This window comes from Rheinheimera baltica DSM 14885 (assembly GCF_000425345.1).
GTDB classification, from domain to species: domain Bacteria; phylum Pseudomonadota; class Gammaproteobacteria; order Enterobacterales; family Alteromonadaceae; genus Alishewanella; species Alishewanella baltica.
Map to the genome: position 1 here is coordinate 19,377 of NZ_AUDG01000044.1, position 17,202 is coordinate 36,578.

The following is a 17,202-nucleotide window of genomic DNA, read 5'->3' on the forward strand; positions in this document are numbered from 1 at the left end:
TAGATTAATGTTAAACAGCTGAGCTAACGTAAAGACAGTTTTTGCTGTGAGAGATGTTCTAGTAGCAAAAAGAGAGGATTAACCTGGGGCTTTGGTTAACCTTGTTAAGGTGTTTAAGGCGAATAGCCCTTGCTAACTGCTGTTAGCAAGGGCTACCAGTTTATGCACTGATGCTATCAAAAATATGTAAAAAAGTGGGTGGTTGTTGCACCGTAAAGTGCACTCTTAACCGACGTGCAATATCCTGCGCGCTGATAACGCCACGAATTTGATGGCTTTCACGGTCAATAACTACGCAGTGTTGCTCACCACTTGATTGCAAGGTGTTGATGACATCCGCAATATTGCAATTTTTCAACTGTTGGTAGGCCAGGGCTTTGATACGCTCCCGCGGGCGCATTAAATCGGATACAGAAATATCTTCCCGGCTGTCACCAAATGCCACACGACGCATAATAGCCTGTGCCGACAGTTGTTCCTGATGTATTAAACCAACCATCTCACCATCGTGATCTACCACTAATTTCAAATTGCTTTGTTCTTGCTGCATGATCTCGCGTGCTTCGCGGGCACTGGTTGAAGCCGAAATCATATTGGGCTGCGCGTGTTTAAAGTCAGTAACTACATTTAACGCGGGCGAATTTAAAGTGGTACCGTCAAAATCGGCTGGTTGAACCAAATGATCAATGGCTTCAACATCATATAATGCTAAGGTTTTCATAGTCTTCCTCACTACAGGCGCGCAGAGGCCACGCCAATATCACTGTGTTACGAAAATTTGGTCTATTTGACCGTAAGATAAATTATATAAAAGTGAGGGAAGTGGGCGGGGCACGCGCTTGAATTAACGTGAAAATGCGACGGGGTAACCAGCCTTCAGCGGGTTTATTGGTAACATTAACGTTCTCAACAAAAAAATGCTTAAGGCTGGAGATAATACTAAAGTTTGGCTCTTCACCCGGCTCATAATTTTGTTCTGCGGTAAAGCAGCTTTGGGTGAGTAACGGGCTAAGTGCTTGAAGCTGAGTATCCGCCAACGGCGCCACACGATGTTCGTGCACAGCAAAAGCTTGCGGTGAACACAAAAACGCGAGGTACAGCAAAATAGCGAAACGGCTAAGCCAGCACATGCGAGGTAAAAAACCTTAGATTACTTCATTAGGATTTACTATGGTGCTTAAGCGGCGGTTATGCAAGAGCTGGTTTGCTAATATTGCGACAAATGCAGGCTTTTCAGCGGCCAAATAAGGAGCTAAACAGGGTTTTAGTTTAGGTTCTAATGTGTACTTTCATCGGCGCTTATAGATTGCCGAAAACAATTACGTCCGCTTTGTTTAGCCAAATACAGCTGTTGGTCGGCTTGGGCGGTCAGGGTATCTTTTACTGCAGTTGCATAAGTTTTTGTTGCGCCACCAATGCTAATAGTTACCATGCCATATTCTGTTTTTGGATGAGGTATGTTTAATGCGGCTACAGCTTCAAGCAGCTTGGTTGCAACAACTGCTGCACCCTCCTTGTCAGTGTTGGGTAAAACCACCATAAATTCTTCCCCACCATAGCGAGCGACAAGATCTGATGGGCGACAGCACATGGCTTTCAGTGCTTTAGCGACTTTGCGCAAGGCTTCATCACCGGCTAAATGGCCAAATTTGTCATTAAATAATTTGAAGTGGTCAATATCTAATATCAGCACGGAAAGCATAGCTTGTTGCTGCCTTTTGCCAATCGCTATTTGGGTATCAATTGAGTTGTCTAAATAACGCCGGTTAAATACTCCGGTAAGGCCATCAATATATGCCAGGGAATGCAAAAAATCGGCTTGCTGTTTTAATGTTAAGTGTGCTTTTATCCGATGAAGTAGCGTATTAGCATTTACCGGTTTTTGAATAAAGTCTACCGCACCGGCTTGCCAACACGCGTCTTCGTTTTCCTGTTGCTGAAGACCAGTGACAAAAATCACCGGGATGGTAGCGATATCTTTATCGGCTTTTATCGCCTGACAGGTTTGTAAGCCATCCATCTCTGGCATCATCACATCCATCAAGATGAGATCTGGCATGCTGTCACGACATACCTGCAGGGCTTGTTGGCCAGAGGTCGCCATAAGCACATGATAATCATCAGCTAAAATACTAAAAATTAGTTGTATATTAATAGGTTGGTCATCAACCACTAAGATAGTGGCTTTGCCAAGCGTAGTTAAAAAGCGCTCTAACATGACATCAGACATATATCACTCATGCTGTTTTATTAACGTTTGTAGTATCGCAGCTGCCTCTTTAAAAGCCAATACTGAAATACGCTCGCCTATTGCAGCAGTTAAAGCGGTGTCGAGTTGCGATAAGTCTGGCCGTATATGTTCAAACACTGCAGTAGCGGCCATATTAGCGCTATTAAGATGCCGCAATAAAGCCAACATATCATGCTGTAACTGCTCGTTGTCACTAGCATTAGGCTGTGATGTTGAGTTTTGTGCCATTGAATGTTGAGGGGCGAAGTGTTGGTACTGCAACAGTGCTGTCAGCTGTTCTGCCGCTTTATAACAGGCTTTTAGTAACACACTGGTCAGAGTAGAGGTGTCTGCATTACCCTGCGATAGCGTTTTTTCCAGTTTAGCCGCAGTGTTAGCCAGTGCAGTAAAGCCTAGCGTTGCTGCAGCACCTTTAATGCTATGACTCAGTAGTTGCAAATCCTTCCCTGTTGGCTGTTCTGATAGCTGATGAATGGCGGTGCTAATGTCTTTTTGTAGCTGCACGGCCAGTTTAAAATACAGTGCTAAATTGCCACCTAAGCGCTGCAATGCTGGATTAACATCAATTAGTTGTTGGTCACAAAAATCGGCGAGTAATGTATTGTGTTGTACTTGCAGATCATAGGTTTGAGGCGTTGCTACGCTTGCCTGCCCACAGTAATGGCAAACTTTGTCAATAACTTCCTGCAGTACAAAAGGCTTCGCAATATGGTCGTTCATGCCAGCCTCAATACAGGCTGCTTTGTCCGATGGCAGCGCATTTGCCGTCATGGCAATAATAGGAATGTATTTATATTGTTCTCGTTTACGAATATGCCGTGTGGTTTCATAGCCATCCATCTGGGGCATTTGGATATCCATTAAAATGACATCGAACTGCGAGCCAGGTTCAGCCAGTATGTTTAGTGCATGTTCACCATGGTCGGCTGCTGTCATTTCCGCCCCTTGGGATTGTAATAACTCAATGGCCACCAGCTGATTGGTGGGGTTATCTTCAACCAGCAAAATACGCAGGCCCTTTAATGGCATTGTTGCTGGCACCACTGGTTGCGCCTGAGCGGGTGATTGGCTGTCATTCAGTGCTTGTTGCAGGGTTTTTAATAACATATCGGCTGTGATGGGCTTAACTAAAAAACCATCTAAAAATTCAGGACTTATGTCTGGATGTGTACCCAGTAGCTCTTTGCTATGCGCGGTAACCATAACAATCATGGTGGCATCGGCAATATCGGGCTGACAGCGTACTTTTTCGGCAAAAGCCAGACCATCCATTTCGGGTAAACGCCAATCTAGCAACACTAAGGTGAAGGGGGTAGGCGTATCTTGCGCTTCCATTAACATGGCCAAACCTAGCTCTGCATTATCAACACAGCTTACCTGCCACCCCATGGCTAAACACATTTCTTGCATAATCAGTCTGGAGCTGGCGTTGTCATCTACAACCAAAACATTAAAGTTAAACGCTGTTGCTTGCTGCACTGGGACAATAAGCTGATCCGAAAGCTTTTTAAGTGCCACTTCAAAGCTAAATGTGCTGCCTTCAACCAAGTTACTGCTTACGCTAATGCTGCCTTGCATTAAATCGATAAGGCGCTTACTAATTGCCAGGCCTAAGCCGGTGCCGCCAAAGCGTCGGCTAATAGAAGATTCGGCTTGATGAAAACCGGTGAAGATATGCTTTTGTTGCTCTGCCGTCATACCAATTCCGGTATCGCGCACCGCAAATTGAAGCTTAATGCCATCGTCAGCTGCGGGGATAACAGAAATTGAAATAACCACTTCGCCATGTTCAGTAAACTTTATGGCATTGCCAATAAGGTTAAGTAAAATTTGTTTTATGCGCAGGCTATCGCCATGCAGGTTTAATGGCACATCGCTGGCAATGTGATACAGCACTTCAATATCTTTGTGCTGGGTGCTGGATGACAAAATAATACCAATATCTTGTAGTAAAGTGGTTAGGTTAAAAGGTTGCTCATCCAGCTCAAGTTTACCTGCTTCAACTTTAGAAAAGTCCAGAATGTCATTGAGCAAAGCCAGAAGTGATTGGGCTGCACGATAAGTTTTGTTGATATACTCTGCTTGTCGTTTATCTAATGGCGTTTTCTCAACCAGTTGCAGTAAACCTAAAATGGCATTCATGGGTGTGCGGATTTCATGGCTCATATTAGCCAAAAAATCTGATTTTGCTTTACTGGCACTGTCCGCTTGCTCTTTGGCTTTTGCTAGCTCGGCTTCTCTATGAAGTTGCTCCGTTAAATCATAGGCAATACCGATATAACCTAAAAGCGTGTTGTTGTTATCGACTAAGCTGCTCACATTTAATTTCACCGGAATAGGCTTACCTTGCTTAGTAATATAAGTCCAGCGGTGTAGATCGTTTTTGCCGAATTGCGCTTTAACTATAAAGGTTTCAAAACCCACATTGACAGTAGTGCCTAGCTCTGCCGTTAGTTCATGCGCGCGTTGTTCCACTTCTGCCGGCAAGTGAAATAATGCCGGCGTATGATGAGCAACCACTTCATCTGCGCGATAGCCCAGTAATTGTTCTGCCGCAGGGTTAAATACTGTAATTACCCCGTCAGTGTCAGTTGCAATAATGGCATAGCCAGCGCCGTTTAAAATACTGCGCTGTAGGGCACTGGTATTGGTGATTTCTGCTGTGCGTTGCTCAACTTGTTGTTCAAGCTTCGCATTGGCTTGCTTTAACGTGGCGGCGGCTATTTCTACGAGTTCGTGTTTATGCTTTCTAATTTGCTGGCGACGTATAAAAAGTAGTTGAACGATGTAAACGATAAAAGACAATAAGAAACTAAAAATGATAATTTCGCGAAAAAGGGCCCTGGGTGCAGGTAGCTCCATTGCTGCAATAAACTGCGGTGTAGGGGCTAACTGCAATAACCATTGCCGGCCAAATAAGGCTAAGGTGAAATCTTGCTGGTATTGCGGTTTTGCTTCTGCCTCAATGCCGTGTTGATAAAATAAGGTGTTTTGATTAGGGGTTAAATCACTGATATTAAGCACTACGTCTTGTTCTAACCTTGCAATATTAACAAGCACTTCGTCAATAAGTAAGGCCGCATAACTCCAGCCAAAAAGGTGATTCATGCGTTGTTGTGGCGTTTGGGGGGCCGGCGCAATATTGTAAATTGGCATAAGAATTAGAAAACCGTGCTGCACCTTGTTCATGGCCTGAACCAGGGTGATTGGCGCAGTTAGCCTGACATCATTATCAAAGGCTGCACTAAGTGCCGCTTCTCTGCGTAAGACATCTGAACCAATATCCAGGCCAACGGCCTCTTTATTATCACTTTCGGGTTCAATGTATTGAATAACAAATAAACTGTCGTTATGCGGCGTTATTTGGCGAATGGTAAAGTCGTAACCCGGGCGGTCTTGCCGGGCGCGTTGTAAAAAGGCCGCTTTATCTTGAGGCTGAACATACCTGATAAACCCAAAGCCCCGCGCACCCGGGAACTCTAGTGGGTAGTCGCGGCTGCGGGTGTATTCCATCATTGCCTGATAGTTAAACTGTTGTGGCGTGCGGCTCATTACTGAACCTCGGGTGCCGCGTAAGCCATATTGATACAAGGTTACTTTTTCTTTTACGCCCTGGCTTATTTGCTGAATACGCTCTGCCACTGCCTGATTTATACGTTGATCGTTTTGTTGCGCTTGTTGTTCAGAATAATACTTTGCGAAGGTAAAACCTACAACAAGAAGCGCTATAGGTAACCAGAGCGCCAACACAAAATCCCAGACATGTTTGGCGGGTTTATCTAACGGCATAATTAGCCGCCACTCTTAGGTGGGTTTGGCATATAGCGGTGCAGCAGCTCAGCGGCTTTGGCAAAGTCCAGGCAGGCTACCTGATGAAAAAATAATTTTGCATCAGGTTCTGACATCAATTGATTTAAGGAAAGTCTGTTTTGCAGCACCATATTACACGCCGTCATATTTTGCGTTTCAAGCAGGGTCATTAATTGCGCTGCATCTAATGTATCGAGTTGGGCTGCTGCCTGAACGCTTTGCAACTGAATAATACTCTGTAGTTCGTTGCAGCTTTGCTGATAAATTTTGATAAAGCCTTGTAACGTATCGGCGGATATACTTTTATGGCCCGCACTGGTTTGCTCTAATGCAGAGGCTTGCTTTGCTAGTTCATCTGCACCTATTGTTGCGTAACTGCCGCGAATTTTGTGCAGTAGCTGCTGGGTGTTTTCAGTATCGCCTGATGCAAGATACTGCTCAAGTTTTGCGATGTTTTGCGGTGCCGCATCTATCAGGTTTTGCATCATCTGCAGTAACTGGGGCGCATGCTGAGAGGACATTAGCAAAATGCTTTCAAGTCTGGCGCGGTTTATTACAGTCACTACATCTGCTCAATTAATTTAAATTTAATAAAATTTAAGCATTTATCATGTTTTTTGCCAGATTTATTTTAATTTCGTAAAGAAAAGTTTTCTTGGCTACACTACAACGGAAACAAGTAGTTTGAGGAGGGTATGTGCAGATGGAATTGGAAAGCGATAGCAAACCAAGCCTGCTTATAGTGGATGATCAGCTCGGCAACATTACGCTGTTAAGTGAAATATTACATGATTTAGCACACATCTATTTTGTCACCAATGGTCTTGAGGCGCTTGATAAAGCAATTGAACTGCAACCGCATGTTATTTTGTTAGATATTGAGATGCCGGAAATTAATGGCTTTGAGGTGTGCAAGTTACTTAAAAACCATCCGTTAACCGCAGCTATTTCTATTATCTTTATTTCGGCACACACCGAGGCTGAGATAGAGTTTAATTCGTTGTCTTTTGGTGCAGTGGATTTTATTGGCCGGCCTTTTCATCGCGAAATTTGCCGCGCCAGGATGAAAAACCATTTGGTGTTGCAGCAGCAGGCAAAAGAATTGGCGCAGAGCAAGCAAGCGTTATTTGTCGAAAAGCAGCGATTACTGGTAACACTAAATTCGATAGGGGATGCCGTAGTTGCAACTGATATCGATGGAATGGTGACATTTTTAAACCCGATAGCAGAAAAAATGACCGGCTGGCGACAAATTGATGCACTGAACAAGTCAATCTCTGAGGTGATGCAACTAAGAGACATCGAGAGCAAGCAAGTTGTTACTAACCCAGTATACTTGGCGTTAAGTGAAAGACGCATAGTGGCAATGGCGTTAAATTGCGAGCTGGTCAACCGAAGCTCGCTTGAGGCTTCTGCGGTAGAAGATTCAGCAGCCCCTATTTTCGATCAGCATGGCATAATGTTAGGAGCCATCATCGTGTTTCACGATGTTGGCGAAGCCAGAGCGCTGGCGACCAAAATGAGTTTTTTGGCTAATCACGATCAATTAACCGGATTACCCAACCGGATATTGCTGTATGACCGGATACATCTTGCTTGCAGGTCTGCGGCGTCCACTCAGCGAAAAGTGGGCATCATTGCTATCGATATCGACCAATTCAAATACCTTAATGATTCACTGGGCCATCTTTGTGGAGACGAGCTGATAACGTTACTGGTTAAGCGTCTGCTATCGATCCTTGATCCTGAGCAGACGTTAGCTCGAATTGGCGGTGATGAGTTTGTGCTGGTTTGTCCGGATATGATCCATGTAGAGCAAATAGATTTGCTGGCACAGCGTATTAGTCGAATTATGCAGCAACCATTTGAAATAGGACAAAAAAACTACAATATGGCGCTCAGTATGGGCATTAGTTTGTTTCCTGCTGATTCTGCTAATGAAGAAGAGTTAATGCGTCATGCTGACGTTGCATTATTTAAAGCTAAGCAGGAGGGACGCAATCGGTTTTGTTTCTTCTCAGATGAATTAGGCCAGCGTATTTTTCAACGGCATCAGCAAGAACAGAGTTTACGAGATGCAATTTATAACAATAGGTTAGAGGTATATTTTCAACCCAAAGTTGATTTACAAACTGAACAGGTTTTTGCAGCCGAAGCCTTGGTAAGGCTACGGGATAAAAATGGCACTTTGATTTCACCAGGCGATTTTATCCCGTTAGCAGAGGAAACCGGTTTAGTGGTGCCTTTAGGCAAGCTGGTTTTAATTAAAGCGTGTCAGCAGGCTGCGCGTTGGCTCAAGCACGGTTTTAATTTAAGTGTGTCAGTTAATATTGCCGCAGCTCAGTTTGCGGATCCTGATTTAGCAAAGCTTATTGAGCAAACATTAATGGAGAGTCGTTTACCATCGGCGTTGTTAGAGTTAGAGGTAACCGAGACCGCATTGATCCAAAGACCAGAGCAAACCGCAGAAGTGTTGCAGCGACTGCGTGCTATTGGGCTTAAAATTGCCATTGACGATTTTGGCACGGGTTACTCAAGCTTAGCCTATTTGAAGCGGTTTAAAGTGGACGTGCTTAAAATTGATATGTCTTTTGTTAAAGATATGCTGGTCGATAAAAGCGACTACGAAATTGTCAAAACCATCATTTCACTTGGTCGCTCGATGGATATTGATTTAGTTGCAGAGGGAATAGAAACGGAACAACACAAAGTCAGCCTGCTAGAGCTGGGATGCCCATTTGGACAAGGTTATTACTTTGGTAAACCTATGCCAGCAGATGACTTTATGCAGTTTATAGTGGATAAGCGTGACTTAAAGTAGTGTCATTAGCGACTTAAGTCCATAGGCAATGCATGACAGAGTAAATAACCCTGCCGCATACAGCCCGATAAACCACAGCCATGACCGATGTGTAGTTTGGTTCATTAGTAGCCTTCCTCGTAGTCTTCAATTTTTCCGCGAAAGATGTGATAGCCCCAAAGCGTATAAGCCAGGATCAGCGGGACAAATATAATAATGCCCGGCAGCATAAAGCTAAGGCTATTATCGGGAGCCGCTGCTTGATAAAACGTGAGGTGTCTTGGCAACAGATATGGAAATAATCCCACCACTAAACCGGTAAAGGCCAGTAAAAACAAACTTGCGGCTAACCAAAAAGGACGGCTTTCATGGCGGGCATTAATATCCGCCTCGGCGGCAAACTGTCGTTGTACCCGGCCCAGATCGCGAAACAACAACCGTGCAGTCAGGATAGCCGATAGTGGTAATAAAAATAACCCTAAGGCATAGCTGCCACCAAACCAACGTTGCCGGATTTCGGGTTGTGCCCATAACGTCCAAAGGCTGACAAGTAACATGGCAAGCATGACAAACAACAATAGCCGTTGGCCATAGCGGGCCGCTTTTTGTTGAATAGCGCCGCGGCTTTTCATTGTAAGATACGTACATGCTAATAGGGCATAACCCGCCATAACGGCAATACCGGTAAACACACTGAACGGGCTTAGCCACTGCAAGCTAGACATCATCAGGGTATTATTGTCGGTGCCCTGCACCAACACGCCTAACATTAACCCTTGGCAAAACGCCGCCAGGCTGGAGCCTATTGCAAACGCGCGGTTCCACCATTGTTTTGATGTGGTTGATTTAAAACGATACTCAAATGCTACGCCGCGGAAGATTAAGCCTATAAGCATTAACATGATTGGCAGGTAAAATAAGCTGGCTATGCTGGAATAAGCCAGAGGAAAGGCACCAAACAAGATCACGCCGCCAAATACCAGCCAGGTTTCGTTGCCATCCCAGACATGGGAAATTGATCGCATTAAATGATCATGCTCTGCATCCGTGTTAAACCAGGGGTACAAAATACCAATGCCTAAGTCAAACCCGTCTAGCAGCACATACATTAAAATAGCAAAGCCCAGCAGCAAAAAATAAAACAGCGGTAAACCAAATTGCAGTTCCATTAGTGTTGCTCCTTTGAGGGGTTAAGTTGTTTTGCTAAGGCGACTGCGTAGCCTGCAGCTTTGACACCAACGAGCTGTTGGTGCAGATAAGCCAACGGCGGGGGCCTTTGCGGATAAGTTTGCGCATAAAGTACAGATAGACACCAAATAACAGGCTGTAGGTTGCGACAAATAATGTCAGTGAAAATAACACCCTCTCTGCTGGTAATGGCGATACCACATCCATAGTTCTCACTAAACCATAAACGAGCCAGGGTTGGCGGCCAATTTCAACGACATACCAGCCAGCAAGCACAGCTATTACACCCGTTGGTGCCAGATAGCTACAGACGGTTAAAAACCAACGGCTTTTATACAAGGTGCCACGCCAGCGCAGCCATGCACCGATCAGAGCCACTAATATCATCAGTAAGCCAATGCCAACCATAATACGAAACGAAAAAAACACCAACGCTACGTTTGGCCGCTCATCTGCTGGCACGGCTTTTAATCCCGCCAGTTCACCGTCAATATCATGGGTTAAAATCAGGCTGGCCAGCTTAGGTATACCAATCTCAAAGTGGTTCTTTTCGGCGGTTTTATCAGGTATTGCAAACAGCAGTAATGGCACACCAGTCTCGCGCTCAGCCCATATCCCTTCCATTGCGGCTAGTTTTACCGGTTGATGTTCTTTCACGTTAAGACCATGCAGATCGCCAACAAAGGCTTGCAGTGGTGTTAGCAGCAACGCCAGCCACAATGTCATCGACACGCCTTTACGTGCCATGGACTTGTGCTGCGTATGAAGCAGTTGCCAGGCACTGGTCGCCAGCACGACAAAGCAGGCTGTAATAAAAGCGGCCAGCAGCATATGGCTAAAACGATAGGGCATCGATGGGTTAAAAATAACCTGCCACCAGTTATCTACCTGAAATACACCATCGACAATAATGTGCCCGGCAGGGGTTTGCATCCACGAGTTAGCGGCGATAATCCAAAACGCTGAGATCCAGGTGCCGATAGCAACCACGAGGGTGGCAAAAAAGTGTAACTTTGGCCCAACCCGCTGCCAACCAAACAGCATAATGCCAAGAAAACCGGCTTCCAGGAAAAAGGCAGTTAACACTTCATACGCCATCAAGGGGCCCAGCACTGCGCCTGTTATGCGCGAGAACTCAGAAAAATTAGTGCCAAACTCGTATGACAATACGATGCCAGACACCACGCCCATGCCAAAGGTGATAGCAAAGGGTTTGATCCAAAATTTTGCCAACTGTAAATACACCGGATTAGCGGTTTTTAGCCAAAGGCCCTCCCAGATAGCAATGAGAGTGGCTAAGCCGATAGTAATTGATGGAAAAATAATATGAAAACTTACCGTAAAGGCAAATTGTACGCGTGATAACAGCGCAGCATCCAGTTCCATATTAGCGCCCCTTATACCAGATTTTCCGACATAGGGCCGGCGCCAAGGCAATCACTGTTATTAATACCAATGCGAGGATTTCGGTAACTAGTACGCCACTATTCATAACAAGCTCTTTTGTAGACAGAATTGTGCTGCTACAGCAAGATGCTTACCACTTTGTAAAGGGATGGTTATTCTGTTGATATATAACAATATTTATTTATAGCTTGCGTGATGTGTAAACAAGGTTTACGATTTTTATCTCGCTTATGTGTAAACGAGGTTTACAGTGTCATTATCGGTTGCGTTTGAAATTAGCATGGTGCTTACCAGCGTGTGTGCGGTATTGCTGTCTGGCTGGCTGTTGTGGCAAGGCCAACGGCAGCGCGCTATGCCAGCATTGGCAGGTTTTGCAGCAATGATGGCATTGTGGTGTACAGGCCATATTGCCATAGTACAAGGTTGGCCGGTACTGGGTGTTGCTCTGATATTAGCCAACCCTCTGATGCCGATGTTTTTTTTACATTTCGCGCTGCAATTTGTCGCCACGCCTGAAGCTGGTTCCGGCGGCTGGCGCCGGAGACTACCCTGGCTGTATGCGCTAACAATACTGTTAATTGGCTTAAGTTGGTTTGGCCCTGGCGGAAAAATAACGACCACGGCCGGATTTGACGCTTTTTTTGTGTTTGCCGATATTGGCTGGTTAAATTTACTCTACACCATTTTACTTGGCGTTGCGGCACACCTTGTGTTGTTTCAAGGTTGGCGCCTGCACAGTGGTAATAAGCGCCGCTCTATTGTTGCCATGTTTATGGCTGGAGGTTGGGGATTATTACTGGCGACAAGCTTCGTTTTTCCGTCATTGGGATTAAACTGGTATCCCTATCCTATGTTGTTGCTACCCAGCTATTTATTATTGCTGGTGTATGGTGTAGTTCGTTATCAGGTTTTAGAGATTAATGCCTTTGCAAACAAAGCATTAATATGGCTTGGCATGCTGTTGCTTGTATTGGCGTTAATGGCACTGGTGAGTGCCTTGCTAGGGCAATTGGGCATGCAGGCGCTATCTGCGGTGCCCGCCAGCCAGCTTTGGTTATATTCGACATTGCTACTGCTGTTGTCAGCCGCCTGTTATCAACCGTTATCAAAGTTAGCGCGGCGCTTAATTTACCCGGGTGGCCAATTAAATGAGAGCTTGCTTGCGCACTGGCGTTCTAAGTTGCAGCAGTGTAATAGTTGGCATGAACTGGCTGCGTTAGCCGCTGGGTTATTGTCTGGCCAACTCAGGCAAAAAGTAAGTGTACAGCTGCCTCTTGCCGGGCGAGCAAATCCGGGTTTGCAAATACATTGTTTGCGCAATGATCATGGTTGGTACTATGCGCTAAAGGGCTGGGATGATGTTACGCCTGGCTATCGTCTGCAAGGTGAAGTCTTTGCCGCCTTGCTGCTGAGTAATTGTCGGATTTTGGAGCAGTCGCTAAAGTTGGCCGATGCTGAGCGTAAACGGCTGGATCAACAACACTTAGTAGAACTGGGTGCCTTGTCAGCTGCAATGGCGCATGAACTGCGTAACCCTCTCAATATTATTTCGATGGCAGCAGCCACTACTCCGGCAGAAACACGGCAACATATTCAGCAGCAGCTTAAACGGGCCGATCGTTTGATTGCCGATTTGTTGAGTTATTCTGGCCGTCTTGAGTTGCAGTACAGTGACTTTTTGCTAAAACCACTGCTGCAAGCTGTGCTGAGTCAACAGGATTGGCAAGGTGTGCAATGCCAACTGCAGGTACCTGACGACTTAATGTTATACGGTGACAGTTACCGCGTGCAGCAGGTGTTGATTAACCTGACGGATAATGCACTGGCATTCTGTCGTAACCAGCCACAAGCGGAGATCAAAATTGAGGCGCACAATGAGCATGACCATGTGTGGATATATGTACATAACAACGGCCCGGCTATTGTGCCGGCACAACATGCCGCACTGTTTCAGCCTTTTGTTAGCAAACGTGCCGGCGGTAGCGGCCTGGGCTTAGCAATAGTGCGTCGAATTATGCAAGCGCATGGAGGTGAGGTTTGTCATCAGAGCGATTTGGGCTGGCCGGTTAGTTTTGTACTTAAATTTACTTTAAACGTTAAGCAAAATCTTGGACTGCAACTTCCACATCAACAGGACATGACAAATGGCTAAGGGTAATATTTTACTGGTCGATGACGAGCCGGCGTTTCGTCAACTGGCGCAAAGCTGGTTAAGCCAAAGTGGCTATCAGGTAGAGACTGCCGCTGACCTTGCAGCCGCGCGCGCACAGCTTAAGCGCTTTGACGCAGATTTAATTCTGCTGGATTTATCTCTGCCACCTGAATTTGATCCACTGCATACGTTGCAGGCAATGGCAGAGTTTAACAGCAGGCCCGTCATTATCCTCACCGGGCATGCCGAGCGGCAGCTGGCATTGGATGCAATAGCGCTGGGGGCCTGGGATTTTATTGCTAAACCGGTAGACCCGGATTTGTTAGCGGTGGTTATCAAGCGTGCGCTAAACAAGCACCACTTAGATACAGAATTGCAGCAGCTAAAACAGCAACAGCAAACAGATGCTGGCTTACAGCGTTTAATTGGTGTGTCGACGCCTATGATTGCGATGCGTACGCTTATCCAACGTATTGCGCCAACCGACGTGCGTGTGCTGGTTACCGGGCCATCCGGTACGGGTAAAGAAGTGGTATCACGAGCACTACATGAACTAAGCCGTCGTGCCAGACAGCCCTTTGTCTCGGTACATTGCGGTGCTATACCGGCAGAGCTATTAGAAAGCGAGTTGTTCGGATATGTCAAAGGGGCTTTTACCGGCGCAGACAAAGACCGTCCTGGCTTACTAAAACTGGCTGATAACGGTACCTTGTTTTTGGATGAAATTGGTGAAATGCCGTTACCCATGCAAGTAAAACTATTACGGGTGCTGCAAGAGGGCACCTATTTCCCGGTTGGTGGGCGTGAACAGCAGAAAATTGATGTAAGGCTGATTTCTGCGACCAATGCGAATTTACCGCAATTGGTGCAAAAAGGCCTGTTTCGTGAAGATTTATATTATCGTATTAAAGGCATAACGCTAGAAACTATTGCATTAGCCGAGCGCCGTCAGGACATACCACTGTTACTGCAATTCTTTCTTGAGCAACTGCTGCGTCAACACAAGCAAGAGCTTAAATTAGACAGCACGGCACTAAGCTGGTTTTTACAGCGTGATTGGCCGGGAAATATCCGGGAGCTTAAAAATACATTAGAGAGTGTGGCAGCAGTGGCTCAGGGCGGAGTCATTAGCATGGCCGATATCAGCTTATTACACCCTGAAGCCGTCAGCTCGGAGGAATATCCGTTAGAAAGTAATCATGATGCGTTGCAGCTCGATCGGGCAGTACAACAGTTAGAAGTGCGATATATCAACAAAGCGATGCAGTTAAGTGGGGGTAATAAAAGTCGTGCTGCCCTGTTATTGGGGTTGTCCAGACAGGGGTTATTGAAGAAAATTGACCGTTACGGTCTCAGCGTTTAAGGTAGCAATAACATGACGGAGACAGTAAATGAAAGCAGTAGGTTATCAACAATCTTTAGCCGTGACTGATCCTCAGGCGTTGCTGGATATACAACTACCAGAGCCGGTGGCTAAAGGGCGGGATATTCTGGTACGTGTTAATGCGATTTCAGTCAATCCGGTAGATACCAAGGTGCGGCAGCGGGTACAGGCTGAACCTGGTCAGTACAAGGTACTTGGTTGGGATGCTGCCGGTGAAGTTGTCGCAGTTGGGGAAGACGTTACGCTGTTTAAAGCGGGCGACAAGGTATTTTATGCCGGTTGTTTAACCCGTCAGGGTAGTAACAGTGAGCTGCACCTGGTTGACGAGCGACTGGTTGCCGTTATGCCTGATTGCCTTGATTTTGCTCAGGCTGCTGCATTGCCGCTCACGGCGATTACCGCCTGGGAACTGCTGTTTGATCGCCTGGAAGTGCAACAACCCAGCTTGAAACATCCGCGCCCGGTTTTGTTAGTGACAGGCGCCGCTGGTGGGGTAGGCTCAATTTTGGTTCAGCTTGCACGGCAGCTAACAACGGCAACAGTTATTGGCACGGCATCACGTGCAGAAACCAAGCAATGGGTTAGTGAATTAGGCGCGCACTATGTTTTGGATCACAGCCAGCCGTTGATACCTCAACTGGATGCGCTGGGCATAAACGCGGTGAGCCACGTTGCCAGTTTAACCCATACTGAGCAACATTATGCTGAATTGGTAAAGCTACTGGCTCCGCAGGGCAAATTAGCACTGATTGATGATCCCGCCACGGGCATTGATATTATGCCCCTCAAGCAAAAGAGTATTTCGTTGCATTGGGAGCTTATGTTTACCCGAGCGATGTTTGCTACCGCAGATATGCAGGCGCAACATCAGCTGCTTAGCGATTTAAGCCGTTTGGTACAGCAAGGACAAATAAAAACCACGCTTAAGCAAACCCTGGGTACCATTAACGCCGCCAACTTACGTCAGGCTCATCAGCTGTTAGAAAGTGGCAAGGCTATTGGTAAGATTGTGCTTCAAGGTTGGTGATAACAGTGTCACAGCAGTCATTATTGACTGCTGTGACGAGATTTAAGCAATTTGCTGATCATCATTCAGGCCACTGTACCAGGCTTTAAATAACACCCTTTCCAGCGCCTGTTTTAATGCTTCATTAATGGGTAGATGCTGTTTACCTAACTCGTAATCCAGTTCGTTAACCTGCTCTTTCGCCATAATCATCATTGGCGGTGGATCAGACTCCAGAGCAATCAACGTATCTTGATAAGCAGCCGTATGGTCTGCCTTGATTACTTTGCAGGTAGACAGTGATGTCTTGCCAAGTTTATCACGATAGCCAGACGCGCCGAACAAGCGGCATATGCTGGGACGCTGTTGATAAACACTGCATTGCCCCTGTTTGCCATCAAATGATAGCTTTTGATAAAAAAAACAGCCCTGAGGCTCTGTTAACTCTTCGAGTTGTGTCAGTGTTTGTTCCGCTTTACCTTGATCAAACAAGTGTAATGCCAGCGGCAACATTTCCAGCACCGTCGCTTCTATCGTCGGTTGCAAGCAACATTCACCACAACCCGAGCGACATGTTAAGCCACGCTGTTGTTGGTATGTTGAAAACGTTGTCGCTATTTCGCCATACACAGCCTCAACACGACGCGATAACTCACGCAGCCGTTGCATAAAGACTCCGAACGAAATAAATAGTAATTTAGGTTTGCCTGTTTAGAAACGACGACACGTCGCCAATGCATTGTACTGAGTTGGTTAATCTATCGGCAATAGGCTAGTGAAAATATATTTATCCCCCAGCTTACTCATTAAGCAACGCACTAAGGGGTTTCGGCCGGGCAATACAGTAACCTTGCACGTAGTCTATACCCATCATTTGTAACATTGATAGTATTTCATCCGTTTCAACGAACTCTGCAACGGTTTGCATCCCCATAGCCCTGGCGACTTCATGGATAGATTTTACAATGGCTTTGTCATAGTGATCATCGAGCAAATCGCGGACGAAATGACCATCAATTTTGACGAAATCTGCGGGGAACTGTTTTAAATAACTATAAGATGAAAAACCGCTGCCAAAATCATCAAGTGCAAAACGACAGCCTTTAGCGCAGGCTGTGTGAAAACTGCTGATCACCTTTTGGTCTAAGCAATAGATTTATATGATCAATTGTTCTTGATAAAGCAGTACAGTTAGCTGTCGCTT

Annotated in this window: 13 protein-coding genes; 4 read left to right on the plus strand and 9 right to left on the minus strand. The window is 45.8% G+C overall.

Going from position 1 to position 17,202, the window contains the following annotated elements; all coding sequences use genetic code 11:
* Positions 1-160: 160 nt before the first annotated feature.
* The 5 genes from H595_RS0114095 to H595_RS0114115 all read right to left on the minus strand — a co-directional run bounded on the left by H595_RS0114095 (position 161) and on the right by H595_RS0114115 (position 6,624).
* On the minus strand, positions 161-721 hold the full coding sequence (locus H595_RS0114095; RefSeq protein ID WP_027671791.1) for a CBS domain-containing protein: 561 nt from the start codon (positions 719-721) through the stop codon (positions 161-163).
* An 82-nt stretch (positions 722-803) separates the two neighbouring features.
* Positions 804-1,130, minus strand: coding sequence for a hypothetical protein (locus H595_RS22435; protein ID WP_037054873.1), 327 nt, complete (start codon positions 1,128-1,130; stop codon positions 804-806).
* A gap of 146 nt (positions 1,131-1,276) precedes the next feature.
* Positions 1,277-2,230, minus strand: a complete 954-nt coding sequence (locus tag H595_RS0114105) for a diguanylate cyclase (protein ID WP_051219910.1) — start codon at positions 2,228-2,230, stop codon at positions 1,277-1,279.
* Positions 2,231-2,233: 3 nt separating this feature from the next.
* Positions 2,234-6,040, minus strand: coding sequence for a CHASE domain-containing protein (locus H595_RS0114110; protein ID WP_027671793.1), 3,807 nt, complete (start codon positions 6,038-6,040; stop codon positions 2,234-2,236).
* A 2-nt stretch (positions 6,041-6,042) separates the two neighbouring features.
* Positions 6,043-6,624: an Hpt domain-containing protein gene (locus tag H595_RS0114115; RefSeq protein WP_156885988.1), complete on the minus strand. Its 582-nt coding sequence runs from the start codon at positions 6,622-6,624 to the stop codon at positions 6,043-6,045.
* Between the two features lie 140 nt (positions 6,625-6,764).
* Here H595_RS0114115 and H595_RS0114120 point away from each other — a divergent pair, with 140 nt between their 5' ends.
* A complete protein-coding gene (locus H595_RS0114120) occupies positions 6,765-8,882 on the plus strand; it encodes a two-component system response regulator (protein WP_027671795.1) in 2,118 nt (705 codons plus the stop codon).
* A gap of 104 nt (positions 8,883-8,986) precedes the next feature.
* Here H595_RS0114120 and cydB read toward each other — a convergent pair whose 3' ends face one another.
* Together cydB and H595_RS22440 are read right to left on the minus strand one after the other, a co-directional pair.
* Positions 8,987-10,030, minus strand: coding sequence for a cytochrome d ubiquinol oxidase subunit II (cydB, locus tag H595_RS0114125; RefSeq protein WP_027671796.1), 1,044 nt, complete (start codon positions 10,028-10,030; stop codon positions 8,987-8,989).
* A 34-nt stretch (positions 10,031-10,064) separates the two neighbouring features.
* On the minus strand, positions 10,065-11,435 hold the full coding sequence (locus H595_RS22440) for a cytochrome ubiquinol oxidase subunit I (RefSeq protein WP_156885989.1): 1,371 nt from the start codon (positions 11,433-11,435) through the stop codon (positions 10,065-10,067).
* Positions 11,436-11,706: 271 nt separating this feature from the next.
* Between H595_RS22440 and H595_RS0114135 the strand changes: the two genes are divergently transcribed.
* Genes H595_RS0114135 through H595_RS0114145 form a run of 3 tightly spaced genes read left to right on the plus strand, consistent with a single transcriptional unit; the run spans position 11,707 to position 16,019 of the window.
* Positions 11,707-13,608, plus strand: a complete 1,902-nt coding sequence (locus tag H595_RS0114135; protein ID WP_027671797.1) for a sensor histidine kinase — start codon at positions 11,707-11,709, stop codon at positions 13,606-13,608.
* Complete coding sequence (locus H595_RS0114140; RefSeq protein WP_027671798.1) at positions 13,601-14,971, plus strand: sigma-54-dependent transcriptional regulator; 1,371 nt, start codon at positions 13,601-13,603, stop codon at positions 14,969-14,971. Before H595_RS0114135 ends, H595_RS0114140 begins: the two co-directional genes overlap by 8 nt.
* Before the next feature lie 28 nt (positions 14,972-14,999).
* On the plus strand, positions 15,000-16,019 hold the full coding sequence (locus H595_RS0114145) for a zinc-binding alcohol dehydrogenase family protein (RefSeq protein WP_027671799.1): 1,020 nt from the start codon (positions 15,000-15,002) through the stop codon (positions 16,017-16,019).
* Between the two features lie 42 nt (positions 16,020-16,061).
* Here the strand turns inward: H595_RS0114145 and H595_RS0114150 are convergent, their stop codons facing one another.
* A complete protein-coding gene (locus H595_RS0114150; RefSeq protein WP_027671800.1) occupies positions 16,062-16,667 on the minus strand; it encodes a YkgJ family cysteine cluster protein in 606 nt (201 codons plus the stop codon).
* A 130-nt stretch (positions 16,668-16,797) separates the two neighbouring features.
* Positions 16,798-17,133, minus strand: a complete 336-nt coding sequence (locus tag H595_RS0114155) for an EAL domain-containing protein (protein ID WP_027671801.1) — start codon at positions 17,131-17,133, stop codon at positions 16,798-16,800.
* Positions 17,134-17,202: the final 69 nt, after the last annotated feature.

Coding starts and splice junctions, on each gene's coding strand:
- H595_RS22440 (WP_156885989.1), bottom strand. CDS start 11,435: ATGGAACTGGATGCTGCGCTGTTATCACGCGTACAATTTGCCTTTACG.
- H595_RS0114095 (WP_027671791.1), bottom strand. CDS start 721: ATGAAAACCTTAGCATTATATGATGTTGAAGCCATTGATCATTTGGTT.
- H595_RS0114140 (WP_027671798.1), top strand. CDS start 13,601: ATGGCTAAGGGTAATATTTTACTGGTCGATGACGAGCCGGCGTTTCGT.
- H595_RS0114150 (WP_027671800.1), bottom strand. CDS start 16,667: ATGCAACGGCTGCGTGAGTTATCGCGTCGTGTTGAGGCTGTGTATGGC.
- H595_RS0114145 (WP_027671799.1), top strand. CDS start 15,000: ATGAAAGCAGTAGGTTATCAACAATCTTTAGCCGTGACTGATCCTCAG.
- H595_RS0114105 (WP_051219910.1), bottom strand. CDS start 2,230: ATGTCTGATGTCATGTTAGAGCGCTTTTTAACTACGCTTGGCAAAGCC.
- H595_RS22435 (WP_037054873.1), bottom strand. CDS start 1,130: ATGTGCTGGCTTAGCCGTTTCGCTATTTTGCTGTACCTCGCGTTTTTG.
- H595_RS0114120 (WP_027671795.1), top strand. CDS start 6,765: ATGGAATTGGAAAGCGATAGCAAACCAAGCCTGCTTATAGTGGATGAT.
- cydB (WP_027671796.1), bottom strand. CDS start 10,030: ATGGAACTGCAATTTGGTTTACCGCTGTTTTATTTTTTGCTGCTGGGC.
- H595_RS0114110 (WP_027671793.1), bottom strand. CDS start 6,040: ATGCCGTTAGATAAACCCGCCAAACATGTCTGGGATTTTGTGTTGGCG.